The organism is Microbacterium sp. Y356 (genome assembly GCF_059445355.1).
The window spans coordinates 1,617,829-1,641,945 of sequence record NZ_JCAIUE010000001.1 but is presented as its reverse complement, the minus strand read 5'-3'; the positions used below and the strand labels follow the sequence as shown (position 1 = coordinate 1,641,945).

24 protein-coding genes and 1 pseudogene are annotated in these 24,117 nt (G+C 65.6%); 14 read left to right on the top strand and 11 right to left on the bottom strand.

Annotated elements, in window-relative coordinates; genetic code table 11:
- Positions 1–13: 13 nt before the first annotated feature.
- The 4 genes from pyrE to AC1C2Q_RS07845 all read left to right on the top strand — a co-directional run bounded on the left by pyrE (position 14) and on the right by AC1C2Q_RS07845 (position 2,335).
- Positions 14–571: an orotate phosphoribosyltransferase gene (pyrE, locus tag AC1C2Q_RS07860; protein ID WP_495430532.1), complete on the top strand. Its 558-nt coding sequence runs from the start codon at positions 14–16 to the stop codon at positions 569–571.
- Positions 568–1,470 carry an ROK family protein gene (locus tag AC1C2Q_RS07855; RefSeq protein ID WP_495449635.1) on the top strand — a complete coding sequence of 301 codons (903 nt, stop codon included), beginning with the start codon at positions 568–570 and terminating at the stop codon, positions 1,468–1,470. Before pyrE ends, AC1C2Q_RS07855 begins: the two co-directional genes overlap by 4 nt.
- A gap of 85 nt (positions 1,471–1,555) precedes the next feature.
- Entirely contained in the window at positions 1,556–1,768 is a 213-nt protein-coding gene (locus tag AC1C2Q_RS07850) for an anhydro-N-acetylmuramic acid kinase (RefSeq protein ID WP_495449634.1), read from the top strand.
- Between the two features lie 9 nt (positions 1,769–1,777).
- Positions 1,778–2,335, top strand: coding sequence for a hypothetical protein (locus tag AC1C2Q_RS07845; protein ID WP_495449633.1), 558 nt, complete (start codon positions 1,778–1,780; stop codon positions 2,333–2,335).
- Positions 2,336–2,338: 3 nt separating this feature from the next.
- Here the strand turns inward: AC1C2Q_RS07845 and AC1C2Q_RS07840 are convergent, their stop codons facing one another.
- The 4 genes from AC1C2Q_RS07840 to AC1C2Q_RS07825 form a co-directional block, all read right to left on the bottom strand.
- On the bottom strand, positions 2,339–2,503 hold the full coding sequence (locus AC1C2Q_RS07840; protein ID WP_495449632.1) for a hypothetical protein: 165 nt from the start codon (positions 2,501–2,503) through the stop codon (positions 2,339–2,341).
- 4 nt (positions 2,504–2,507) lie between these two features.
- Positions 2,508–3,299: an HAD-IIA family hydrolase gene (locus AC1C2Q_RS07835; RefSeq protein ID WP_495449631.1), complete on the bottom strand. Its 792-nt coding sequence runs from the start codon at positions 3,297–3,299 to the stop codon at positions 2,508–2,510.
- A gap of 47 nt (positions 3,300–3,346) precedes the next feature.
- A complete protein-coding gene (locus tag AC1C2Q_RS07830; RefSeq protein WP_495449630.1) occupies positions 3,347–3,676 on the bottom strand; it encodes a hypothetical protein in 330 nt (109 codons plus the stop codon).
- Positions 3,677–3,811: 135 nt separating this feature from the next.
- The gene (locus AC1C2Q_RS07825) at positions 3,812–4,444 is read right to left on the bottom strand and encodes a metal-dependent transcriptional regulator (RefSeq protein WP_495430527.1); all 633 of its coding nucleotides are present in this window, start codon (positions 4,442–4,444) and stop codon (positions 3,812–3,814) included.
- Here AC1C2Q_RS07825 and AC1C2Q_RS07820 point away from each other — a divergent pair.
- The 4 genes from AC1C2Q_RS07820 (at position 4,438) to AC1C2Q_RS07805 (ending at position 8,277) form a co-directional block, all read left to right on the top strand.
- The gene (locus tag AC1C2Q_RS07820) at positions 4,438–5,130 is read left to right on the top strand and encodes a TrmH family RNA methyltransferase (RefSeq protein ID WP_495449629.1); all 693 of its coding nucleotides are present in this window, start codon (positions 4,438–4,440) and stop codon (positions 5,128–5,130) included. The genes AC1C2Q_RS07825 and AC1C2Q_RS07820 overlap by 7 nt on opposite strands.
- 60 nt (positions 5,131–5,190) lie before the next feature.
- Positions 5,191–6,384 carry a sensor histidine kinase gene (locus AC1C2Q_RS07815; protein WP_495449628.1) on the top strand — a complete coding sequence of 398 codons (1,194 nt, stop codon included), beginning with the start codon at positions 5,191–5,193 and terminating at the stop codon, positions 6,382–6,384.
- The gene (locus AC1C2Q_RS07810) at positions 6,381–7,037 is read left to right on the top strand and encodes a response regulator (RefSeq protein WP_495449627.1); all 657 of its coding nucleotides are present in this window, start codon (positions 6,381–6,383) and stop codon (positions 7,035–7,037) included. Before AC1C2Q_RS07815 ends, AC1C2Q_RS07810 begins: the two co-directional genes overlap by 4 nt.
- Before the next feature lie 94 nt (positions 7,038–7,131).
- The gene (locus AC1C2Q_RS07805) at positions 7,132–8,277 is read left to right on the top strand and encodes a hypothetical protein (protein WP_495449626.1); all 1,146 of its coding nucleotides are present in this window, start codon (positions 7,132–7,134) and stop codon (positions 8,275–8,277) included.
- A gap of 28 nt (positions 8,278–8,305) precedes the next feature.
- Here the strand turns inward: AC1C2Q_RS07805 and AC1C2Q_RS07800 are convergent, their stop codons facing one another.
- Both AC1C2Q_RS07800 and AC1C2Q_RS07795 read right to left on the bottom strand, forming a co-directional pair.
- Positions 8,306–9,196, bottom strand: a complete 891-nt coding sequence (locus AC1C2Q_RS07800; RefSeq protein WP_495449625.1) for a hypothetical protein — start codon at positions 9,194–9,196, stop codon at positions 8,306–8,308.
- Between the two features lie 66 nt (positions 9,197–9,262).
- On the bottom strand, positions 9,263–10,588 hold the full coding sequence (locus tag AC1C2Q_RS07795) for an MATE family efflux transporter (RefSeq protein WP_495449624.1): 1,326 nt from the start codon (positions 10,586–10,588) through the stop codon (positions 9,263–9,265).
- 78 nt (positions 10,589–10,666) lie between these two features.
- Here AC1C2Q_RS07795 and AC1C2Q_RS07790 point away from each other — a divergent pair, with 78 nt between their 5' ends.
- The 3 genes from AC1C2Q_RS07790 (at position 10,667) to AC1C2Q_RS07780 (ending at position 14,232) form a co-directional block, all read left to right on the top strand.
- The gene (locus tag AC1C2Q_RS07790; protein ID WP_495430520.1) at positions 10,667–11,209 is read left to right on the top strand and encodes a DnaJ family domain-containing protein; all 543 of its coding nucleotides are present in this window, start codon (positions 10,667–10,669) and stop codon (positions 11,207–11,209) included.
- Between the two features lie 32 nt (positions 11,210–11,241).
- Positions 11,242–13,206, top strand: a complete 1,965-nt coding sequence (locus AC1C2Q_RS07785) for a M13 family metallopeptidase (protein ID WP_495449623.1) — start codon at positions 11,242–11,244, stop codon at positions 13,204–13,206.
- 141 nt (positions 13,207–13,347) lie between these two features.
- A complete protein-coding gene (locus AC1C2Q_RS07780; protein ID WP_495450558.1) occupies positions 13,348–14,232 on the top strand; it encodes a serine hydrolase in 885 nt (294 codons plus the stop codon).
- A gap of 130 nt (positions 14,233–14,362) precedes the next feature.
- On the opposite strand, the gene AC1C2Q_RS07775 is transcribed toward AC1C2Q_RS07780, so the two are convergent.
- The 3 genes and pseudogenes from AC1C2Q_RS07775 to AC1C2Q_RS07765 form a co-directional block, all read right to left on the bottom strand.
- Complete coding sequence (locus tag AC1C2Q_RS07775; protein ID WP_495449622.1) at positions 14,363–15,559, bottom strand: cobalamin-independent methionine synthase II family protein; 1,197 nt, start codon at positions 15,557–15,559, stop codon at positions 14,363–14,365.
- 135 nt (positions 15,560–15,694) lie between these two features.
- On the bottom strand, positions 15,695–16,168 hold the full coding sequence (locus AC1C2Q_RS07770) for a MarR family winged helix-turn-helix transcriptional regulator (RefSeq protein ID WP_495449621.1): 474 nt from the start codon (positions 16,166–16,168) through the stop codon (positions 15,695–15,697).
- A gap of 40 nt (positions 16,169–16,208) precedes the next feature.
- Positions 16,209–17,685, bottom strand: a pseudogene (locus AC1C2Q_RS07765) (peptide MFS transporter).
- A gap of 58 nt (positions 17,686–17,743) precedes the next feature.
- Here AC1C2Q_RS07765 and AC1C2Q_RS07760 point away from each other — a divergent pair.
- Entirely contained in the window at positions 17,744–18,133 is a 390-nt protein-coding gene (locus tag AC1C2Q_RS07760; protein ID WP_495449620.1) for a hypothetical protein, read from the top strand.
- Positions 18,134–18,152: 19 nt separating this feature from the next.
- On the opposite strand, the gene AC1C2Q_RS07755 is transcribed toward AC1C2Q_RS07760, so the two are convergent.
- Together AC1C2Q_RS07755 and AC1C2Q_RS07750 are read right to left on the bottom strand one after the other, a co-directional pair.
- Entirely contained in the window at positions 18,153–19,592 is a 1,440-nt protein-coding gene (locus AC1C2Q_RS07755; protein ID WP_495449619.1) for an MFS transporter, read from the bottom strand.
- Positions 19,593–19,666: 74 nt separating this feature from the next.
- On the bottom strand, positions 19,667–20,704 hold the full coding sequence (locus tag AC1C2Q_RS07750; protein WP_495430513.1) for a LacI family DNA-binding transcriptional regulator: 1,038 nt from the start codon (positions 20,702–20,704) through the stop codon (positions 19,667–19,669).
- Between the two features lie 217 nt (positions 20,705–20,921).
- On the opposite strand from AC1C2Q_RS07750, the gene AC1C2Q_RS07745 reads away from it, so the two are divergent.
- Together AC1C2Q_RS07745 and AC1C2Q_RS07740 are read left to right on the top strand one after the other, a co-directional pair.
- Entirely contained in the window at positions 20,922–22,691 is a 1,770-nt protein-coding gene (locus AC1C2Q_RS07745) for a glycoside hydrolase family 35 protein (RefSeq protein ID WP_495449618.1), read from the top strand.
- Positions 22,692–22,779: 88 nt separating this feature from the next.
- Positions 22,780–24,117, top strand: a complete 1,338-nt coding sequence (locus AC1C2Q_RS07740) for an FAD-binding oxidoreductase (protein WP_495449617.1) — start codon at positions 22,780–22,782, stop codon at positions 24,115–24,117.

The following is a 24,117-nucleotide window of genomic DNA, read 5'->3' as shown; positions in this document are numbered from 1 at the left end:
TACACTTGATGCCGTGACTCTCGACGCTGACCGCCAGTCCCTGCTCGCCCTCATCAAGGATGAGGCGGTGTTCCATGGTGACTTCATCCTGTCCAGCGGTAAGCAGGCGACGTACTACGTCGATATGCGCAGGCTCACCCTCGATCACCGCGCAGCCCCGGCCATTGGTCGCATCATGCTCGACCTGATCGGCGACCTCGACGTCGTGGCCGTCGGCGGCTTGACGCTCGGCGCCGACCCGATCGCGAACTCGGTGATGCACGCTTCGGTCGCCACCGACCGACCGATGGATGCTTTCGTCGTGCGCAAGGAGCCGAAGGATCACGGCCGCGGTCGTCAGATCGAGGGTGCTGATATCGCAGGCAAGCGTGTGGTCGTTCTGGAAGACACCTCGACCACTGGTCAGTCCGCACTCAAGGCCGTCGAAGTGCTGCGCCGTGAGGGCGCGGAGGTTGTCGCCGTCGCGGTGATCGTCGATCGCAAGACCGGTGCTCAGGCCGCAATCGAAGCCGAGGGCCTCGAATGGCGTGCGGCATTCAACCTCGATGATCTTGGGCTTGCTACGCAGTGACCCGGTATGCACTGGCCGTCGACGTCGGCGGCACGAAGCTCGAAGCAGCGCTCGTCTCTGACGCCGGCGAGCTGGTCGCGGGCAGCCGCAGCAGGCAGCTCACCGGTCGTGCAGCGACTTTCGAGTCGATGGATGCCGCAATCGCCGCGGTCACGGAGCACGCTCTCGCAACTCTGCCCGCTGGCGCTGAGCTCGTCGGCGCCGGCGTCGGCAGTGCCGGTCCTGTCGACCGCACGACCGGCCAGGTCTTCCCGGTGAACATGCCCACGGCGCGCGGTTACGCCCTGGCGGATGCGGTGTGCTCGGCAGCATCCGCTGTCGTCGGACGCGACGTGCGCACGGTCTTCGGGCACGACGGTGGCGCGCTCGCGCTCGCCGAGTCCTGGTTCGGCGCGACGCGTGAGGCGCGGGCATCCCTGTCGATCGTCGTTTCGACCGGCGTCGGCGGCGGCTTCGTCGTCGATGGCGCATACGTCCCCGGCGCCTCCGGCAACGCCGGCCACCTCGGCCAGGTGCGTCGTGAGGGCGGGCTGACGCTCGAGGAGATCGCGTCCGGACCAGCCAGCGCAACGTGGGCACAGACCCAGGGATGGAACGGTTCGACCGGCGAGGATCTCGCCAGGGATGCAGCAGCCGGGGATTCCGTCGCCCGCGCCGCGATCGAGCGCTCGGCGCGCGCAGTCGGGGAGGCGTTGGCGGATGCCGCGACCCTCGTCGACCTCGACGTCGTCGCGATCGGTGGCGGATTCTCCCGCGTCTCAGATGACTACATCGAACTCGTGCAGCAGGCGCTCGCTGCCAGTGCCGCACACGAATACTCCCGTCGCGCGCGAGTGGTGCGCTCGGGGCTTGGAGATGAGGGTCCGCTGATCGGGGCCGCGGCGCTCGTGCTCAGGTAGTCCGGGCTGGGGTGCTCGCGGACCTTACTGCGGAGACCCGCAAGAAGTCGAGCTTCGCTGCGGCAGCCGCGGTGTACACGACGATGTGCAGATCGGTGCCGGCGACGGCGACGATGCGCTCCTCGCGTCGCTGCTCTCCGATCCCTACTACGCGTTCGCCGCGCCCACGAGTACCGGCAAGGAGCACTTCCACCCGAAATGGACCGCTGCGGATGCCGGAGCTTGTCGCCGAGGTGAACAGCCTCACGCTCGTCTGAGCGAAGCGGGGCCGATTCCATCCGTGCGGCGATGCGAGTAGCATCCACGGATGGTGTCTGGAGAGGAGAACGACTCGGCGGTCTTCGCCGAGCTCGCAGCGACCGGACCGGATCCGGCCCACCGCGAGGCCGTCATGCTGTTCGGCCGTTTCGTCGGCAGCTGGGACGTCACAGTGCAACTCCTGGATGCGCTGGGCGGCATCGTCTTCGACGGCGTCGGTCGGTGGGACTTCGCCTGGATCTTGGACGGCCTCGGTGTGCAGGATGTACTCGCATACGCGGTTCCGGAGCAGTTCCCACTCCCGCGTGGAGAGCGGGCCATCGGGACGACGATACGTGTGTATCTGCCCGGGGAGAGTCGGTGGCGACAGGTGTGGGCGGCGCCGAGAGCGGGCAACTTCATCGTGATGCACGCGGACGAGGTCGGCACCGGCATCCGCATCACCGGGCTGGACATGGACGGCAGCCGTCTGATCTGGGAGTTCACCGACATCGGTGACGACTCGTTCGACTGGACCGGATGGACATCGCAGGATGAGGGCGCGACGTGGCGAGTTGAACAGCGGATGCAGGCACGGCGGCATCCTCGCCCTCACCCGGGGGACTGACTGTCAGCTCTTCCGATCGTCGTCCCACGGGCCTTCCCACCAGTTGCCGCCACGATCATCGTTGCCAGGGCCGCGCCGGCGGGAGCGGACGAACTGCACGATGATCACCGTCAGAGTGCTGAGCCCGATCAGGATCATGATGAGGAAGAGCAGATCGCGCTGATCCATGGCGTCAGCCCTCCGACGAACCCGCCGGCAGCAGGTCGGCAACCGAGTTCACGATCTCCTCGGGGCGGAACGGGTACTTCTGGATCTCGACCTGATCGCTGATGCCGGTGAGCACGAGCACGGTGTGCAGGCCCGCCTCGATGCCGGCGACAATGTCAGTGTCCATCCGGTCGCCGATCATGCCCGTCTTCTTGGAATGCGCGCCGATCTTGTTCAAAGCTGAGCGGAACATCATCGGGTTGGGCTTGCCGACGACGTACGGCTCCTTACCGGTCGCCTTCGTGATCAGCGCTGAGATGGCACCCGTTGCCGGCATCGGGCCATCGGCACTGGGACCGGTGGCATCCGGGTTGGTCGCGATGAAACGGGCACCGTTGTTGATCAGGCGGATCGCCTTGGTGATCGCATCGAAGGAGTAGTTGCGCGTCTCGCCGACGACGACGAAATCAGGGTTGGTCTCGGTCATGATGAACCCGGCGTCGTGCAGGGCGGTCAGAATCCCGGCCTCGCCGATGACGAATGCCGAACCTCCAGGCAGCTGATGCTGCAGGAAGGCCGCGGTAGCCAGCGCTGACGTCCAGATGCGGTCCTCAGGAACATGCAGTCCGCTTGAGCGGAGGCGTGCAGAGAGGTCGCGTGCAGTGAAGATCGAGTTGTTCGTCAGCACCAGATACGGGATACCGTTGCTCTCCCAGCCGGCGAGCAATTCAGCAGCCCCAGGAATGGCATCGTTCTCGTGGACGAGCACGCCGTCCATGTCAGTGAGCCAGCATTCGATTTCAGAGCGATCAACCATGTGCTCAGCCTAGAGGTCGCGGGCGAGGCTCGCCTGCCGCAGTGCGGTCAGCGGCCAGTGACGTGGAGCTGACGCTGTGGGCCTTCGAATCGTGCAATGGCGATCTTCAGATCAGTGATCTCGGTGGCGAGATTGTCGATGCGCGCGCCCAGGACTCGGCCGAGCGCGTCACTGCGCTCTTCAGCTCGTCGGTCAACAGCATCGATGCGTTCTCCGAGCTTTCGGCCAACGGCGTCGATGCGTTCTCCGAGCCTTTGATCGCCAGCATCGATGCGGCGTACGCACCAGCTGAAGCCCGCGAGCATCGTCGCGCCGAGCGTCAGAACGATTCCAATCGAACTAACGATGACGGTGATCACCTCGAGAGACACGTACACGGCTCCATTCTCTACCGATCGCGGGCGGTTCGCCACCGACGATACAACCGATTTATGCCCGGGGATCAGCGGTTCCGTGATCGGTGGACAAAGCAGAGAATGCGCGCGATGTGGAGAACAAGTGGCGCCCGGATGCTACGCGCTGAGCCAGACGATCTCGAATGCCCCGTCCGGCAGCGCCGCGGATGCACCGTCGAGCTCGATGCCATCCGTGGTCACACGCACCGAGGAGGAGACCGCAAGCCCGAGTGCTTCGAGCGCACGCAACAGCTCTGCGTCGGTGTCGGCAACGCGCAGTACGCGCCCCTCATGACCGAGCGCCGCGTCGGCCAGCAGCACGAACGGCTCGCGAACGACGTCGCCCGCGGCATCCGGAATGGCGTCCCCGTGTGGATCGAAGCGGGGCCGACCCAGACGCTCGTCGATACCCTCCAGCAGTCGGTCACTGATGGTGTGCTCGAGAACCTCGGCCTCGTCGTGCACCTCATCCCACGCGTAACCGAACTCCCGCACGAGCCAGGTCTCGATCAGGCGGTGGCGACGCACGATTGCGAGGGCGCGCTGTGTGCCGGCATCCGTCAATCGCACTGCGCCGTATGGCACATGCGAGACGAGCCCAGTGGCTGCGAGCTTCTTCACCATCTCGGTCACGCTTGACGGCGCGATGCCGAGCTTCGCCGCAAGCACCGACGGAGTAATCGGCGCATCCTGCCACTCGGTATGCGCGTACACCGTCTTCAGGTAGTCGTCTGCTGCCGGAGATGCCACGGCTCCAGACTACGCTGGCACCGGATCCGCTGCCTCCGGACTACGCTGGCCCGGACTACGCTGACACAGTGACCGAGACTCCTGAGCGCAGCACCCACGGCCTCGGGCCCTGGGACGGTGAGTGGCCTGAGGGCGACCAATACGACCCTGAACTGCTGGAGAACGGCGACACCCGCAACGTCATCGATCGCTACCGCTACTGGCGTATGGAATCGATCGTCGCAGACCTCGACACCCACCGGCATCCGTTCCATGTCGCCATCGAGAACTGGCAGCACGACATGAACATCGGCTCCATCGTGCGCAGCGCCAACGCGTTTCTCGCCGACACCGTGCACATCATCGGCCGTCGCCGGTGGAACAAGCGCGGGGCCATGGTCACCGACCGCTACCAGCACGTCGTCCACCATGAGGATGTCGCCAGCTTCACCGCATGGGCCAACACAGAAGGTATTCCGATCATCGCGGTCGACAACGTCGACGGCGCAATCCCCGTCGACCGGGCGGATCTTCCGGAGCGGTGCGTGCTGCTGTTCGGCCAGGAAGGGCCGGGGCTGACGGATGAGGCGATCGCCGCGGCATCCGGACACATCGAGATCACTCAGTACGGCTCCACGCGCTCCATCAACGCGAGCGCCGCAGGCGCCGTGATCATGTACGAGTGGTGCCGCCGCTACGCGAATTGACCTGCCAGGTTCACCCACGCGAGTGATCCGCGGCTGCCGTGCCTATGACAGCATGGGGCCGTGCCTGCAGGTGAGATGAGGAGCCCCGGCGGGTGGCGAGCCATCGGCAGACCCGACGTGATGCTCGCCGCCGGCCTCACAGTCGTGCTCCTGCCGACGAGCTTGCTGGCCGTCGTGCAGACAGACGTTCGCGCATCCACTCCCGTCGTGGTTGCGCTGGCTGTGCTGTTCGCTCTGCTGCACGCACTTTCACTCGCGGCGATCCGATTCCCCGTCGCGTCGTTCATCGGTGCCAGCGCTGTCATGCTGGCGCTTGCCCTGCTGCCCGGTGGTGCCGACATCCCGGCGGCCGTGTACCCCTCGTCATTCGCTTATCTCCTCTGCCTCGCGCAGGTGACAGCGACGCGCGAGCGTCGGCTCGGCATCGCCGCGCTCGCCGTGGGCGTTCTCGGCGCGATCATCATCGCCCTGACTCCGGCTGCCTCGCTGGACGTGCAGGTGCGATGGGGCACCTTCGTCGGGCTTGTCGCGCTCGTCGCCGCGGCCTGGGCGGTCGGAGCTCTGCAGAAGGTACGCCGCGAACAGGCGGATGACCGTGCTCGAGTACGCGTGCAACAGGCGATCACCGAGGAGCGGATGCGGATCAACCGTGACCTGCACGATGTCGTCGCCCACTCGATGACAGTGATGATTGCGCAGGCTGAGGCGGCCCGTGCCGTCATCCACGATGACCCAGAGGAGGGTGCCAGAGCGATGTCGATTGTTGCCGACACCGGGCGCGAGGCGCTTCGCGGCATGCGAGGGATCGTCGCGACCGGAGCGGATGCACCGCGTGAGCCCGTCCCCGACCTCGACGCGATCTCCCAGTCCGTCCACAGCGCGCGCAGCGTCGAGACCGATGTGTCGCTCGTCGAAGATGGCCTGCGGCATCCGCTCGATCCTGCCGCGCGGATCGCACTTCATCACGCCGTGCGCGAGGCGCTCACCAATGCGATCCGGCACACCATGCCTCCCCGGCGCGTCGACGTGCGGATGCAGTGGGACACGCAGTGCATCGTGACCACCGTCGTCGATGATGGCGGTTCCGGGGCTGCCGCGAACAGCCCTGGCACCGGCGTCGGCCTGATCGGGATGGTCGAGCGGGTGCGCAGCGCCGGCGGGACGCTGACCGTGGGGTCGATGGATGCAGCGGGCTGGGCCGTCCGGATCGAGCTGCCGTACACACGTGTCGCCGGGCAGGAGCTGCAATCATGAGCATCCGCGTGCTGCTCGCCGATGATCAGGCGCTGTTTCGGGAACCCGTCGCTGCGATGCTCGCGCGTGACGAACGGCTGGACGTTGTCGCTTCAGTGGCATCCGGTGACGAGGCGGTCGAGTTCGTGCGCGCGCACGCCGTCGACGTCATCCTTATGGACATCAGGATGCCGGGAACAGACGGCATCGCTGCGACGAGGGAAGTCCTGCGGCAACGTCCGCAAGTGAGGGTGCTCGTGCTGACCACCTTCGATCTCGACGAGTACGTGTTCGGCGCTGTGCGCGAGGGCGCGAGCGGATTCCTGACGAAGGACGTCGCTCCCGCAGCGCTCGCGAATGCCATCGTCGCGGTCGCCGCGGGTGAACCGGTGATGTCGCCGAGCGCGACGCAGTCCCTCCTCGGATTCGTGAGGACGGGCTCTCCGGTGGCCAGCGCTGCAGCGGCCCTCGACATCCTCAGCCCACGCGAGCAGGATGTGGCCCGGCTGCTGGCGACCGGGGCATCCAATGACGACATCGCCCGTCGCCTCTTCCTCTCCGAGAACACCGTCAAAACGCATGTGAAAGCAGTTCTCGCGAAACTGTGTCTTCCCGACCGCATTCACGTCGTCATCTGGGCCTACGAGCAGGGCGTCCTGCGCCCTGGCGCCTGACCGCATCTCGCGTTGCAACCTCACCCGCGCGGGTGAGGGAGATCACCGTGTCGGGCGATGTCGACGGGCCTGCCGGATTCATAGCGTGAAGACCATGACTAAACGAAACCGTTTGATACTGACGCTCGTCATCGTAATCAGCTCGGCGGCGCTGGCAGTCGTCGCTGGGCTCCGTCTGATCGCCCCAGCTTCCGTCCCCTGGATCGAAGCGCTGGGCCCGGGGCTGGCGGGCCGAATACTGCCCGACGCCGTGTGCGCGGCGATCGGCCTCGCCGCCGGTCTCGCGGGAGTCGCGGTTGGAGTGCTCGGGTACACGGCGCGCATGCTCGCGCCGTCCTCCACGCTGCGCGTAGGAGCAGTGATCGTCGCCGCCATCATGATCGTGCTCGCCCCTGGCGGCATGATCCCCGTCGCGGGCTACACCTTCGCACTCGCCGTGGTGCTCGGAGTGGTCACGATGACGGCGCTGTTCGTGCGTCGGCATCCATGGTGGGGGCTGGTTCTGGTCGCAGCACTCGCCGGCATCGCGACGTGGGCGATCGTGAGCATGCGTGGGGCAGTACTGGCCATCGAGATCGTCGTGTCTCTCGGCGAGATCCTTCCGGGAGCCCTGCTCGCGGCAGCCCACCTGCTCGCCGCCGCAGCCCTGATCGTCTGGACCGCGATCAGCGGACGCGGACGCCGCGGATCCTTCGCCAGCTGGGTGCTGCGGCACCGGACGGCGATCACCGTCATCGCGGCATGCTGTGCGGTACCGTATGCCTTTGCGCGCGCGACCTGGTTGACTCCATGGCCGTTGCTCGGGCCCGACGCTGCGGCGCTCGCCGATGAGCCGATGGTGCTGCTGACCGGGTTGAGCCTCGGTGCGGCGATGCTGGCCGGAGGGCTGCTGACTCTCGGACTCGACATGGCCTGGGGTCGGACCTTTCCGCGATGGATGGCTGGCCTGGGCGGACGCGCTGTGCCGGTCTCCCTCGTCGTCGTTCCGGCATCCGTCGTCGCCGCTTTGTTTACGGCCGGTGGCGTGGACATGGTGCTGTCGGTGGCGGATGGGAGCATCGGGGACGGCAGCCTCGCGCAGATTCTCGAGTTGACCCTGGTCTTCCCCTTCTGGCTCTGGGGTCCACTGCTCGCACTGGCAACGTGGGCCTACGCGATGGCGCGAAGCGATGACGCCGACGGCATGGTTACGCGGGATATGGCGGCGCGGGATGTCGCGTCATCGGAAGTCTCGCGGTGACAACCCGGGGAGCGCAGAGTGATACAGGTCAGGAGAAGCGCGCCGACACGGCGAGCTGATGGCCCGTCTCGATGCGCACATCGTGGAGGCGTGTCGGCGTGCCGTCTTCGGCGATGATCGCGTTGAGGTCGATCGTCTGTCCGATGACCCCGCGGATGTGCTTGCGCGCGAACAGCAACCCCGCCTTGACGAACAGGTTGCGGCTCCCGACCGTGAGATCCCGCACGGTGATGACCGCATCCCGCGTCACCTGGATGTGGGCATCGGCGCGTGCTGACGCCATGAGCAACTTCCAGCGCAGTCCGGCATACGCCGTGACGTGGATGCCGTCGCCGCCGTCGTCGGTCAGATCGAGCTTCACGCGACCGAGGCGCCCGCCCGCCTCCTTCACCATCGGGCGTGCGACGGAGGTGATGAGTGGGACCAGATCCTTCGTCGCGACGGTCGCGTGGAAGGTGCCGTGCAGCCCGCTCAAGTCGCCGTCCGGGATGAGCGTGTGAATGCTCTCGGGAAAATCGGGTTCGGTGGGTTCAGCGAAGGTCAGCCAGGCGATCGGGAAGTCGAAGGCCTGCAGGTCGATGCGGAGCGGGGTTCCTTCGATCCGCATCGGTCGAGCCGCGAAGCGGAACGTCTTCACAATGCCGGATTCCCGGGTGAGGGGGTCAGGTTCAGGTGCTTCGGATGCGGCGCCGGGCGGAGGCAGAGGCATGGGCGCCCCGGCGCCCCATCCGAGCCGCAGCTTCATGCTGGTGGCATCCAGCGTCAGATGCTCGAGATCGTTGCCGGTGAGACTTGCGGTGACCTTGATGTCATCGAGCCCCTTCAGCTCCACTTCGCTCGTACCCTGAGCCGCGTGCTGGATGACTGCGCGCACCCAGCGCACGACGGTCGCGCTGTCACCAGGCCAAGCTGTGGTCATACGACCATCTTCGCGCACCGGCCGGCAGCGTCAGTCGCGATCGATGCCGAATGGCCTCTGAGTCGCCTACACGGACGCGCTCAGCCACCCGCCCGTCTTCACGCGCCAGCCAAGTGTCGCGAAGCGGGCGAGCATGTAGACGCCGAAGAAGCAGACGGCGAGCCAGGTGACTCCCGCGGTGCCTTCGACCCCCACGAGCGTGACGATCCACAGTGCCGGTAGGAAAGGCACGAGATTCAGTGCGCCAGCGAGCGCGAGGTAGCGCACGTCGCCTGAGCCCATCAGTACGCCGTCGAGCACGAACACGATTCCGGCGATGGGCTGCGCCACGGCGAGCACGAGCAGCGCAGGTTGAATGAGCGCCGCGAGCGCCGGATCCCCGGTGAATGCGAGCCCGATCACCCCCGACAGCGCCGCGATTACTAGCCCGACGATCACGCCGAACCACGCGCCCCATGCGACCGTTCGGGCGAGCACGTGCTTCACGGCGGGTATGTCCCCGGCGCCGAGGCCCTTTCCGATGAGAGCCTGGGCTGCGATCGCGAGGGCATCCAGAGCGAATGCTGCGGCCGAGAATATTGTGAAGATCACCTGCCACCCGGCGAGCTCTTCAGTGCCGATTCCGGTGGCGATTCCCACCGTGATCAGCAGTGCGATGCGCAGGCTCACCGTGCGCAGGAACAGCCACCCGCCTGACCGCGCCGAGCCTCGTACGCCGTCGCGCTGCGGACGAACGGATGCCGCATGCCGGCGCGCCAGGCGCCCGACGATCACAACATATGCGGCGACCATGCCCCACTGCGCTGTCACCGTACCGATGGCCGAGCCTGCGATTCCCCAGCCGAAACCGTAGATGAACAGGGCGTTCAGCAGTGCGTTCGCCCCGAAACCTGCGCCGGCGATCCACAGCGGAGTCACGGTGTCCTGCATCCCTCGAAGCAGGCCGGTGGCCGCGAACACGATCAGCATCGCCGGCAGCCCCCACATGCTGATCACGAGATACGTGTCGGCCTGGGCAGCGACCTCCTCAGAGGCACCGAACAGAGAGACCAGCCAGCGCGACGACAGCGCCCCGACCACAGAGAGCATCGCGCCGAGTCCCAAAGCCAGCCACATGCCGTCGATGCCGACGGAGACGGCGTCCTTGTGCTCGCCAGCCCCGAACCGGCGAGCTACCGCCGGCGTCGTCGAGTACGCGAGGAAGATCATCAGCCCGACGATCGTCTGGAGTACGGCGCTTGCGATACCGAGTCCTGCAAGCGGCACGGTGCCGAGATGACCGACGAGCGCAGCATCCACCATCAGGAAGGCTGGCTCTGCGACCAGCGCACCGAGCGCGGGGACCGCAAGCCGCAGGATGTCCCGATTGAGGGTTGCAGGGCGCGCGGTCATCCCTGAAGCCTATGGCGTGGCGGTGACAGTGGAGCGAGGCAGAAGTAGGGTTGAAGAACCGGCATCCGGAGGTGGACGATGACTGATCCTCGAGATATTGCAGCCCGCTATCGGGCACGTCAGAACGGCGAGCCGGATGCCGAGCAAGAGCCAGCTCCGTCGCAGCTCACCGCGCAGAACCAGCACGAGTTCGTGGAGAGCGCGATCCAGATCGCCATCCGCCGCGGCGAATTCGATGATCTTCCGGGTGCTGGCAAGCCGATTGAGGGACTCGGCACGCATCATGACCCTGACTGGTGGATCCGTCGCAAGATCGAGACCGAGAATCTGTCGGGTCTTGGTCCGCCTGCGATCCTGCTGCGCACCGAAGATCGCGAACTGGACGGGCAACTCGATGGGCTGTCTCGGGAGAGCGATGTACGGGAGATCTTGGACGACTTCAACAGCCGCGTGATCTCCGCTCGCCGCCAGTTGCAGGGCGGACCGCCGGTGGTGACGCGCACTCGCGATGTGGATGCCGAGGTTGCGGCCTGGCGAGAGCGCAGGGAGGCACGGGCCGTACGGCCTGCGCCTCTTCAGACCGAACCCGCTCGTCGGCGAATCTGGTTCCGCCGGGCGTGACGATGTCGCAGCCCCGGCATAGGCTGGAGCGTATGACTGATGTTCTCCCCGCAGGTCTTGCTACCGAAGAGTTCAGCTCCGACATTCGCCCGCAGGATGACCTTTATCGCTACGTCAACAACGAGTGGTTCAAGAAGACTGAGATCCCGGGTGACAAAGCTCGCTGGGGCTCGTTCCATCTCCTCGCCGAGCAGGCAGAGAAAGACGTTCGCACGATCATCGAAGAGTCGCAGGACGCCGAAGGCGGCACCCTCGCTCGCAAGATCGGCGACCTGTTCGCCAGTTTCATGGACACCGAACGCATCAACGCTGCCGGCATCGAGCCCTTGGCCGTGACACTTGCCGAGATCGATGCCATCGACAGCATCCCGGCGTTCCTGCGCACAGCGGGCACATACGATCGTGACGGGCGCGCACACCTGATCGGTCTGTACATCGACGGAGACCCCGGCAACCCAGAGCGTTACCTTCCCGTCCTCGTGCAGTCGGGGCTCTCGCTGCCAGACGAGAGCTACTTCCGTCTCGATAGCTTCGAAGGCACCCGCGCTGCCTACCGTGCGCACCTGGAGCGCCTTCTCGCGCTCGCTGGAGTCCAGGATGCCGCCGGCGATGCCGACCGCGCCATCGTCGTGGAGACCGAGCTCGCTTCGCACCACTGGGACAACGTGCGCAGCCGTGACGCTGTGGCGACGTACAACCTGAAGACCTGGGACGAGATCCAGGCACTCGCCGGCGTCGACCTCACCGCCTGGCGTGACGCGGTCGCCCCGTCGAACCCGAGTGCCTTTGGTGAAGTCGTCATCTCACAGCCGAGCTTCTTCGAGGGTCTCGGCACGCTACTGACCGCCGAGCGACTTGACGACTGGAAGGCGTGGCTACGCGCGCAGGTTGTGCACGCCGCAGCCCCGTACCTGACCGATGAGTTTGTGCAGGAGAACTTCTCGTTCTACGGCACAGAGCTCACCGGTGTGCCCACGATCCGCGAGCGCTGGAAGCGTGGCGTCTCGGCCACCGAGGGCGCCCTCGGCGAGGCGATCGGCAAGGTTTACGTCGAGCGGCACTACCCGCCGACGGCGAAGGCAGCGATGGATGAGCTCGTGGCAAACCTCATTGAGGCGTATCGACAGAGCATCACGACGCTGGAGTGGATGAGCCCCGAAACTCGCGAACGGGCGCTCGCCAAGCTGGACGCCTTCACTCCGAAGATCGGACACCCCGAGGTGTGGCGCGACTACTCGTCTCTGGCCATCGACCCCGCTGATCTGTTCGGCAACGTCCGTCGTGCGAACAAATTCGAGCATGACCGCAACGTCGACAAGGTCGGCAAGCCCATCGATCGCGATGAATGGCACATGCCTCCGCAGATGGTTAACGCGTACTACAACCCGTCGATGAACGAGATCGTCTTCCCCGCGGCGATCCTGCAGTATCCGTTCTTCGACGCTTCGCGCGATGCGGCCGCCAACTACGGTGGCATCGGCGCAGTGATCGGCCACGAGGTCGGCCACGGTTTCGATGACCAGGGCAGTCGCTATGACGGATCAGGCAAGCTCGACGACTGGTGGACGGATGCTGACCGCACCGCGTTCGAGGATCGCACGAAGGCACTGATCGCGCAGTACGACGCGCTCGTCCCAGTCGGGCTGCCGGACGAGAACCACGTCAATGGTGCACTCACTATCGGTGAGAACATCGGTGATCTCGGAGGCCTGAGCATCGCGCTGAAGGCATACGAGTTGTCACTCGGCGGCACTGAGGCTCCGGTCATCGACGGCCTCACCGGAGTGCAGCGGCTGTTGCTCAGCTGGGCGCAGGTATGGCAGCAGAAAAGCCGAGATGCCGAGACCATCCGCCTGCTCACGATCGACCCGCACTCGCCGAACGAGTTTCGCTGCAACCAGATCGTCCGCAACATCGACGCCTTCTATGCGGCGTTCGACGTCACCGAATCGGATGCACTGCATCTGCCGAGCGACCAGCGTGTGACGATCTGGTGATAGTTCTTCATAGTGCGTGACGTGGGCTCGGGGTCGGGGCTACGATAGCCATGCCGCTGGGGAGCGTCCTCCCCAGTAGCGTCCCCCCGACAGATACCTTCCTGGGAAGGAACACGCGTGGGCACTCCCCCCGAGCCTGCGATGCTGCGCCGATCTCTACGCGGCACCCGACATCTACCGCGCCGTGCGGCCATCGGCAGACGGACATTCACCGCGACTACGCGTGCGCTCGAGCAGTTGGCTGATACCGGCGCCGAGGTGTCTGTATACGTCACTGACCTCGACAGCGATGCTGAGGTACTCGCCGGTGACGATCATGTGACGATGCCGATCGCTGGGCTCGGTGTGGTGCCGCTGCTGATCGAAGTTGCTGCCGGGTTCGAGGCAGGGACGTTGGATGCGTTGGAGATCGTCGAGCGTTCCTCAACCGAAGCCGTCACAAGCTCGGGAGTGTGGCGCAATTTGCAGGCGCCGGCGCTGCCCCTCGGTGACCTTGCCGTGCTTGCTGCCAGTGCCGGGGATCCGGTCGCTGTGAACATTCTGCTGCAGCACGTCGGACACCACCGAGTGCTCCGCAGAATCGAATCCCTGGGGCTTCGGCGCACCGCCGTGCTTGATCGTTTCCGCGACGAACGAGGTCCGGATGACGCGCCGCACGTCGCAGTTGGCACGACACGCGAGCTTGCCGGACTCTTCTCAGCCCTGGTGAATTCGAAAGTTGTGGATGCTGCGGTCAGCTCACAGGTTTCGGAATGGCTGAGCCTGAATCACGACCTGAGCCTGGTCGCCGCGTCTACGGGACTGGACCCGTTCGCGCACGAGTACGATCCACACGGGCTGCTGTTCATCAACAAGACCGGGCGTGACCGCGGTGTTCGTGCGGAAGCAGGCGTGCTCGCCGGCCCCCGCGCTGGGGTCGCATACGCAATGAGCGTTTGTTTCGATGACCTCTCCATCGCGCACCGGCTTCGCGTGCACGACGCGTTCCGGCTACTCGGGCTCGAGTTGATGGAGTACGCCCACTAGCAGGTGGTCTGCACACTTGCAGGGTGATCGTACGGATGCGTGGCCATCTGGCGGTGGGTCGCCCTGCAGGTGTGCATCGGCCCTGCAGGTGTACCGGACGCCGCAGACGCGGGCGGACTCCGGACGCACCTCAAACGCGAACGCGACGCGCGCCTTCGCCCAGCGACTCCAACTTCGCCCAGGCGATGTCGGTGTGCACGCGGCCACCGAGGCCGCAGTCGGTCGACGCGATCACGCGCTCGGGGCCCACGATCGCCGCGTACCGCTCGATGCGCTGAGCGACCAGATCAGGGTGCTCGACGACGTTGGTCGCGTGGCTGACGACGCCGGGGACGAGGACCAGGTCGTCGGGTACTGCGGCATCCGCCCACGCCCCGAACTCGTGCTCATGGCGGACGTTGCCTGCTTCGAACGAAATCGAGCCGACGTTCGCCTTGAGCACGACCGGCAGGATCTTGGAGAGCTCGATGTCGGTGGCGTGCGGTCCGTGCCAAGAGCCCCAACACAGGTGCAGGCGGACGAGTTCTTTCGGCAGGCCCTGGATGGCGTAGTTCAATGCCTCGACGCTCTTCGCGGTGAACGTGAGATAGTCCTCGACGCTGGGCTCGGGGTTGATCTGATCCCAGTTCTCGGCCAGTGACGGATCATCGAGCTGCAGGATCAGCCCCGCGTCGGTGATGGCCTTGTACTCCTCGCGCAGTACCTCAGCCCATGCCCAGAGGTGCTCGTCGTGGGTGGCGTAGTGCTCGTTCCACACGCGGGCAGCCGAACCGGGCGCAATCGCGGTGAGGAAACCCTGCTCGCCCTCGGTCAGCGCGGACTTCAGGTGGCGGATGTCGGCGGCGACAGCATCCTGCCCGGTGTAGGCGAGGGGTGCGGTCGTGGTCGGGAACTCAGTGGCAGGGCGTCCCTCGGATGCGCCGGAGCGCCGGTCACTGTACACAGCGGGGAAGAGCTGACGGTCGCGGCGGTCGGCGAAGCTGGTGAGCTCGATGTTGCCGGGTGTTGAGACTGCGGTCGGCTGCGTGAACAGGTTGTTTTCGGTGAGGGACAGTCCACTCACGCGCTGGAAGGAATAGCCCCACCAGGCGCCGTAGTCGAGCGGGTTCGACATCGCCTTGCCGAATTCGCCATCGCCGGGCTGTGTGATGCCGGCCGCGCGCTGCCGTGCGACGACATCCGTCACTGCCTCCGCGACGAGCTGCTCGAACGCGGGCGGGGATTCGAGGGTGAACCCGTCGTCGGCGAGCGGACGCGCGGCATTTGCAGCGATGAGGGCCTCGGTGCGAGGCAGGCTTCCGGCGGTGGTGGTGGCGATCGTGCTCATGACTGCGATGCTATCCAGTGCCGGGTGCTGCGACCGATTCGCGTGACGAAGGGTGACGTCGGGGTGGCGTCGGGTGCTTCGACGCGCCCGACGTCGGGTGCTCAGAGATGTCGGGTGCTCAGAGACGTCGGGTGCTCAGAATGGGCCGAACTTCCGTTGTGGATCAAGTGCCTGCACGACGGGCTCGAGTGCGTCCGCCAAGTGATCGAGTTGCTCGGGGCTGAGGTGATCGAGCACCAGTCGGTGCACTGTGGCGAAGTGATCGGGAGTCGCGAGCACGAGCCTGCGGCGACCCTGCTTGCTGATCTTAAGCAGCACGCTGCGACGGTCTTGTTCGCTGTCCTCGCGTTCGACGAGCTCACGCTGCTGCAGACGGCTGACCACTTTCGATGCGCGCGGGAGCGTCGCGTTCGTGGCTGCCGCAAGATCACTCAGACGCATGGCGCCGCTGCGCTGAAGAGTGGTGAGCAGGAGGAATTCGTAATGGGTGAGCTGCGCATCGCTCTGCAATTGCGCATCCAAGGCAGCGGGGAGCAGTTCAGCCGTGCTGATCAGCGCGAGCCAGGCGCGGGACTGCTTCGGCGTCATGCGAGTGATGGATGCAGACATGTTCTCCATTCTGTCGGGAACAGTTGTCGAGGCAAGTTAGTTACCGCACGCCCTTCATCAGGCACAGCACCGGCTTGGCTGCGAGGAGCAGCAGGCCGCCGACCGCGATCGCGATGAGCCCGAGGGTGAGGAAGTACGGCACCTCGTCGGCATCGTTGTAGAACGTCGCGAGCTGCCCCGCCAGTGCGGTGCCGAGCGACACCGACAGAAAGAACAGCGCCACCATCTGGGTGCGGAAGGCGTGCGGGGCGAGCTTCGTCGCCGCTGACAGGCCGACCGGCGAGAGCAGCAGCTCGGCGATGGTGAAGACGAACAGGATGCCGACAATCGCGAGCAGCGGCGTCGAGTTCGCGCCCCCGCCTGCGAACGGCAGGAACAGCAGGAACGCCACGCCCATGATGATCGCCCCGAGCGCGAACTTCACCGGCGTCGAGGGCTGTCGAGCGCCCATCCGTGTCCACAGCCAGGCGAAGACGCCGGAGAGCACGATGATGAACACCGGGTTGATCGACTGCACCCATACGACCGGCATCTCGAACCCGAACAGGTTCCGGTCCAGGCGCTTGTCGGAGTAGACGGTGAGCACTGTAAATTGCTGCTGGTACAGCGCCCAGAACGCCACCGAGGTGATGAACAGTGGCACGAAGCCCCAGACGCGACTGCGCTCCTCGCTGGTGATGCGGCGACTGGAGAGGATGACCGCGAAGTAGGCGACGGTCGCGATGACGGCGATGATGATGACGATGAGGGCCAGGTTGTCGGCCTGGATCACGCCCACGAGCACGAGCACGACGATGGCGATCACCGCGACAGCGGCGACGATTGCGACCATCGGGTAGCGTCCGCGTGGCAGCGGGTTGGGCACTTCGCGTGCGGAATCCGGAAGCCCGCGGCGCCCGAACGAGTACTGAATGAGGCCGGCCGCCATACCGACTGCTGCGAGGCCGAAGCCCCAGTGGAATCCGAGCGACGTCTGCAGGAGCCCGGTGAGGAGTGGGCCGAGGAAGGCGCCGAGGTTGATGCCGAGGTAGAACAGCGAGAATCCGCCGTCGCGGCGGACGTCGCCTTCGGAATAGAGGGTGCCGACGACGGCTGTCGCGGTCGCCTTCAATCCGCCGGAGCCGATGGCGACGAGCACCAGGCCGACGCCGACCCCGACGAATCCGGGTAGCAAAGCAAGGGCGATGTGCCCGACCATGATGACGAACGCGCTGACGAAGAGCACGCGCTCGGCGCCCAGCATCCGATCTGCAATCCACGCACCGAGGATCGTCGACAGGTACACGGCCCCGCCGTAGGCGCCGACGATGCCGGCGGCGACGGTCTCTGGTCTCTGGCATCCCGAGACCGCCTTCAGCGGCGGAATAGTAGAGGTAGATGAGCAGGATGCCCTGCATGCCGTAGAAGCTGAACCGCTCCCACATCTCCACGCCGAAGAGGTGCGCGAGGGCGCGAGGATGGCCGAAGAATCCGGTGTCTGATGCGGGAGAGTCGGCGTCTGGCCGCGGTTCGCTCATACCGGGAACGCTACCGGAGCATCCGTGCCGGGCGGCAGTGGCAAGTTACGCTCATCGGATGGATGACTGGACACCGCACCGCCGCGACGACGGCGAGCTGCTCGGCTGGATTCACCCCGCGGGAGATGACTGGGTTGCCGTCGACGTGCTCGGCCGTGCCGTTTCCGAACCGATTGAGTGGTTGGATGCCGAAGTTGCCCTCGAGGCGCACGGTCTTGCCTGGTTGGCAGACCTGTGGATGCTGGACGGCGAGGCCGCCCGCCCGTTGCGCGTGCGCATGGTCGAGGTCACCCCCGCTCGGGGCGGTGTTCCAGGGCGCATCGTGGTGAAGATCGACGACTTTGGCGACATGACTCGCGATGCTGCCGAGCAGTTCATTCTGTCGTGGCCCCTACCCGCGCGCCTGCGCCCACCGCAACCCACCGACCCCGACCCCTTCACCCGCTAGACCCGCGAGGGCAGGGGCGCTAGGGCAGGGAGGGATGGCGTTCTACGGCGGGGGCCTTCGGAATGAACAGCGACAGAACCAGGGCGACGGCCCCGGCGATGATCGCGAGCCAGAAGCAGACGTCGAAGGCCTCACGGGTCGGTATTGATACCCCGTCGACCTTGACGCTCATCGAAGCGAGCACGCCGCCCATGACGGCTGAGGCGCTGGATGTTCCAACCGAGCGGAACAGGGCGTTGAGCCCGTTCGAGGCGCCGGTCTCATTGGCGGGCACCGAGCGCATGATGATCATCGGCATCGCGGCAAAGGTGAAGCCGATGCCGACGCCGATGATCGCGTTGGCGATCAGGATGTGCACCCACTCGGTCGACCAGATCAGCACGAAGACGTACGCCAGTACGATCGCGGCGGCGCCGGCGGTGAACAACGGGCGCGGCCCGACTGTGCGCTCCAACCAGCCAGACAGCGGTGAGATCACCATCATGACGAGGCCAGCTGGCATCACGATGAAAGCCGCTGTGACCATGTCGAGTCCGAAGCCGGAGCCAGTCTCGACGGGCAGCTCTAGCATCTGCGGGAAAGTCACGTTCGACGAGAACAGCGCAAAGCCCATCCCGATCGCAGCGATGTTGGTAAACAGCACTGCGGGTCGCGCCGCGACGCGCAGATCAAGCAGCGGGTCCTTCGTCCGCAGCTGATACCAGCCCCACAGCAGCATCACGAGGACGCCGCCGATGATGAGTGCCAGGCCGATCGGTGAGGTCCACCCCCACTCCGCCCCGCGCGACACATACAGCAGCAGACCGCTGAGACCGACTGCGAGCCCGATGGCGCCGAGAACGTCGAGCCTGCCCGGGGAGAGCAGTACGTCCTCCGGGACGTACAAGATCACGAGCACGAGTCCGATGACGCCAAGCCCAGCGGCGAGCCAGAACAGAGAATGCCAGTCGGCGTTGAGCGCGAGGTAGGCCGCAAGTGGCATTCCAAGTGCTCCGCCGACGCCCATGGTCGCGCTCATCAGTGCGACCGCGGTTCCCAAGCGGTTCGATGGCAAGATGTCGCGCATGATCGCAATGCCGAGTGGAATGACGCCGGTGACCGCGCCCTGAAAAGCACGACCGATGATCACGCCGATGATGGAGGTGGAAAGCGCTGCGATCACTGAGCCGATGATCAACAGCGCCATCAGCACGACTATGACGCGGCGCTTGCCGTACATATCGCCTAGGCGCCCCGATATCGGGGTGGCAATCGCAGCGACAAGCAACGTGATCGTGACGACCCATGTGGTGTCTTCGCGGGAGGCGTTCAGCAGCGTCGGCAGCTCTGCCTGGAGCGGTACGACCAGGGTGAACATGAACGATGAGACCAGGCCGGTGAACGCGAGCACTGCGACGGTGAGTCCACGATTCGGACGACGTGAGAGCCGCTTTCTGGCTCTTTCGTCGTCGTCTCCCATCACGCCAGGCTATCGGTGCCGCGATGGGGTGAGGGCCACAGGCTCTGTTCTTCCCGCCTTACCGCGGTCAAGATTCAGTCTTGATGCAGCGTCGGAGGTGCAGTGGAAGAGCGCAGAATCAGCGTCGGCTCGACGCGCGGCACAACTCCCTCTGGCTCGGTGCCTTCGATTTCCGCGATGACGCGCCGCGCGGCCGCCGCACCGACTTCTTCGAATGGCTGCCGAACCGTCGTCAGCGCGGGGGAGGCATAGGCCGCCAGCGCGATGTCGTCGACGCTCACGATTGAGACATCTTCCGGCACGCGGCGACCGGCCTCGTGCAGGGCACGGATGACGCCGAACGCCATCTCATCGCTGCTCACGAAGACCGCAGTGGCCCCGGGGATGGCCGCGATCGTGCGGCCGGCGCGGTAACCGGATTCGCTGGTCCAGTCGGCGGGGATGACGGGCGGAGGCTCGATGCCATGCTCTCGCAGCACGCGCTCCCACGTCTCGCGGCGCTGAACGCTTTCTGTCCAGTACTCGTCACCCGAGACATGCCAGACGGTCTCATGGCCGAGATCAAGCAGATGCTCGACCGCGAGACGTGCGACCTCGGTCTGGTCGACTGCGAATGCGGCGTCTTCCTCGGGGGAGACGCGCACGTTGCGGGTCGAGGGTGTGCGTTCTGTTCGCGCTCGCATCCCTGGGTGGTCAAGCGACACCGGCACGCCAAGGATGATGCCCTCGGCGCCCTGTCGCTCAAGACGATCGAATGCCTCCAGGATGTCTTCGATCGTGGCGTGATCTGAGACGGATGCCGTGGTCACGGTGAAGTTGTTGTCAGCGGCCACACGCTCGATGCCGACACCGAGGGCGGCCGTCGAATAGCGGTTCGTGCTCAGCACGATGACTCCGAGAATACGGGTGCGGCCGGAGGCGAGTGACGCGGCGGCGGCGTGCACGCGGTAACCGAGATCTTCCACCGCGTTGAGCACTTTCCGGGCAGTCTCTGGGCGTACGTTGCTCTGTCCAGACATGACGCGTGACACTGTTTGCGCTGAAACACCCGCGACACGGGCGACATCGTTCTGATTGGGAGCGCGATCAACGGGAGCCCGGCGGGGAGACATGCGTTCCATGCTAGTGATCACGAGGCTTCAAGGCGAGGTTCAATTCCGCAGATGATGCAATAATGTGAACGCAAACAGTTTTTGTCATGCCAGACTGCGCAGTGACGCCTCTCGGGACGAAAGAGCTCTCCAGATGTGTCGTGCGCGGACGCGCAGGACAGGCATCCATTCACTCTTGGGAACGCCCTGGAGTGAGATAGTCACGCAGGAGTCCCTGATGAACAGCACATTCTCGCCCTCCCCGGGAGTCGACCCGGCGATCACGTGGCGGGACGGACAGCTCATCCGCGATGGTCGTCCGCACCGCATCCTCGCCGGTGCAATGCACTACTTCCGCATCCACCCAGGCCAGTGGGAAGACCGCCTGCGTCGCCTCGCCGCTATGGGCGCAAACACTGTTGACACTTACGTGGCATGGAACTTTCACGAGCGGATCGAAGGTGAGCCCCGTTTCGATGGCTGGCGCGACCTTGAAGCATTCATCCGTTTGGCTGGCGAGGTGGGGCTGGACGTCTTCCTCCGCCCCAGCCCCTACATCTGCGCCGAGTGGTCGAACGGCGGTCTGCCGCACTGGCTGACTGGGCGCGTGAGCGCGCTGCGCACTAGCGACCCCGAATACCTCGCAGCCGTCGACCGCTGGTACGACGAGCTGATCCCGCGGATGGTCCCGCTGCAGGCTGCATATGGTGGCCCCATCGTGGCAGTGCAGATCGAGAACGAGTACGGCTCGTTCGGCAGCGATCACGCATACATCGAGCACCAGCGCGATGCGCTGCTCTCGCGGGGAATCGTCGAACTGCTGACCACGGCTGATGGCATCACCACAGACATGATCACGCACGGCTCGATCGAAGGTGCGCTGCCCACCTTCACCTTCGGCACCGGCGTTGCGACGGCCGAGGAGCTGCGCAAGCCGAACGATGCGCTGATGTGCAGTGAGCTGTGGGGCGGATGGTTCGACCATTGGGGCGAGCAGCACCACGTGCGATCGGCCGAGAGTATGGTCGGCACCGTCAATGAGCTGCTTGCGGCCGGCGGCTCCGTCAGCATCTACATGGCACACGGTGGCACGAACTTCGGGCTCTGGAACGGCGCCAACTACGATGTTGCACTCCAGCCGACCATCACCAGCTACGACTCGGATGCACCGATCGGCGAGGCAGGTGCGCTGAATGACAAGTTCGAGGCGCTGCGCGCTGCGTTCGCTCCGTTCCACGATGGTGAGCTGCCTGAACGTCCGGCACCCGTGCCGGTTCAACCCGCCCAGACCGTCGCACTGAATCCAGCGATCTCACTGCGCGCCCTGGCCGAGACCCTTCCCGTCGTCGGTGAGACGAGCGCGATGCCGCAGACCTTCGAACAGCTCGGTGTCGAGGACGGCATCGTCGTCTACCAGGCGCAGATCGACGTCCCTGCTGATGCGAGGGTGAACGTCGACGGGCTGCACGATCGTGCGACGGTGTTCATCGACGATGAGCGCCTCGGCACGCTCGAGCGCGACGGTCAGCTCTCCCTGACGCTCCCCGGCGGTGCCCGCAAGGCCCAGCTGACGATTGTGGTCGAAAGCCTTGGGCGCATCAACTACGGGCCCTACACCGGTGAGGGCAAGGGCATCATGCGCGGGGTGCGGATCAACAACCGTCGCTACGTGCATGGGTGGTCGCACCGCGCGTTGCCTCTCGACGCCCCGATCGCCACCGGTGCTCCTGCCGCTGACGGCGTCGCGCGCGCGTCGATCGAGGTCGAGACTCCGGCGGATGCCTGGCTCGCGTTCCCTGGCGGGGCCAAGGGTATGGTCTGGTTGAACGGCTTCCTGCTCGGTCGCTACTGGAAGGTCGGCCCGCAGGAGACGCTTTACGCACCGGCGCCCCTGTGGAAGACCGGAGCCAACGAGATCGTCGTGCTTGACACCGACGGCCTCGGCTCCACAGTCGAAGTCCGCGAGCAGCCGAACTTCGGTCAGACCGAGGAGTTCATCGGCTCCTGACGCCGATTTCTCCGATCGGTCACACGTTTGGCATTCGGGTCGTCTCCTTCATGAACCGCCATACCGGCGGACATCTGAAGGAGACCCCATGCCTGCAACACTCGACGACCTGCTTGAGGATTTCACCGGCACGATCATCACACCCGATTCGCCGGACTATGCCAAGGCGGCGCGCACGGCGCTCACGTTTGCCGCTCCGGCACTGGTTCTGCGTCCGTCCGATATCGCTGACGTCCAGCGCGCGGTGCGCCTTGCCGCGGCATCCGATCTTCCGCTCGTCGTGCGTGGGGGTGGCCATTCTGCCGCCGGGCTCAGCACCGTCGACGGTGGCATCGTCATCGACCTCGGCGCACTCGACTCCGTGGAGCTTCTCGACGAACGACGAGTGAAGGTCGGCGGCGGAGCCCGCTGGCAGCAGGTCGCAGACGCGCTAGCACCCCAAGGGCTGGTGATCTCGTCCGGAGACACCGCAGATGTCGGCGTCGGCGGGCTGACGCTCTCTGGCGGAATCGGATGGCTTGTGCGCCGGCACGGCCTCACCCTCGATCATCTCCGCGCAGCCGAGGTGGTGACCGCAGCGGGCGAGGTGATCGTCGTCGACGAGACACATCACGCCGAGCTGTTCTGGGCCTTGCGCGGTGGCGGTGGCGCATACGGTGTCGTGACGGCCTTCGAGTTCGAAGCGCAACCCGCCCCGATGTTCACGTTCGCCTCGCTCACGTTCCCGGCCGATCGGGCAGAGCAGATTGTTCCTGCGTGGTCGCGTTTCATGCGCACTGCATCGAAGGAGATCAGTTCGACCATGGTTCTGGCGAACCCTTTCGCCGGCGGGCTCGATGCGCCCATTGAGGTGACGTTCGCGAGGTGCGACGCCGGTGCCATCGATGGCGCGTTGGCCGTGCTTTCGCAGGCTGGTGCGCCGTTGTCGGAGGACGTTCGACAGCTTCCCTATCGGGACATCTTGCACCCCGGTGTCGAGTTTCCCCCGGGCATGCGAGTTGCGTTGCGAAGCGGATTCATCGGCGCTGAGTCAGCGGATGCCGCGGCCAAGACCATAGCGCGAGTGGCGAGCGAGACGCAGCCGGCGTCGATCGTGCTGCACAGCCTTGGCGGGGCCTTCGGTGAGACACCATCCGACGCCACGGCCTTCGCGCATCGTCACGCAGAACTCATGGTGAGCACCTTCGCTGTTGCTCCAGACGCGGCCTATGAGGATCTGCGCACACGGTTGGACCACGTGTGGAGCGTGCTCGCCCCGTTCACCGATGGTGCCTACGCGAACTCTTTGGATGGAACGGCGGCGGATGCCGTGGCATCCGTGTTTCCGGAATCCACCGGGCGCCGATTGGCCGACGTCAAGAACACCTATGACCCGTCAAATCTGTTCTCGCGGACTTTCGCGCCTGACCCGGAATCCGCACGGTAA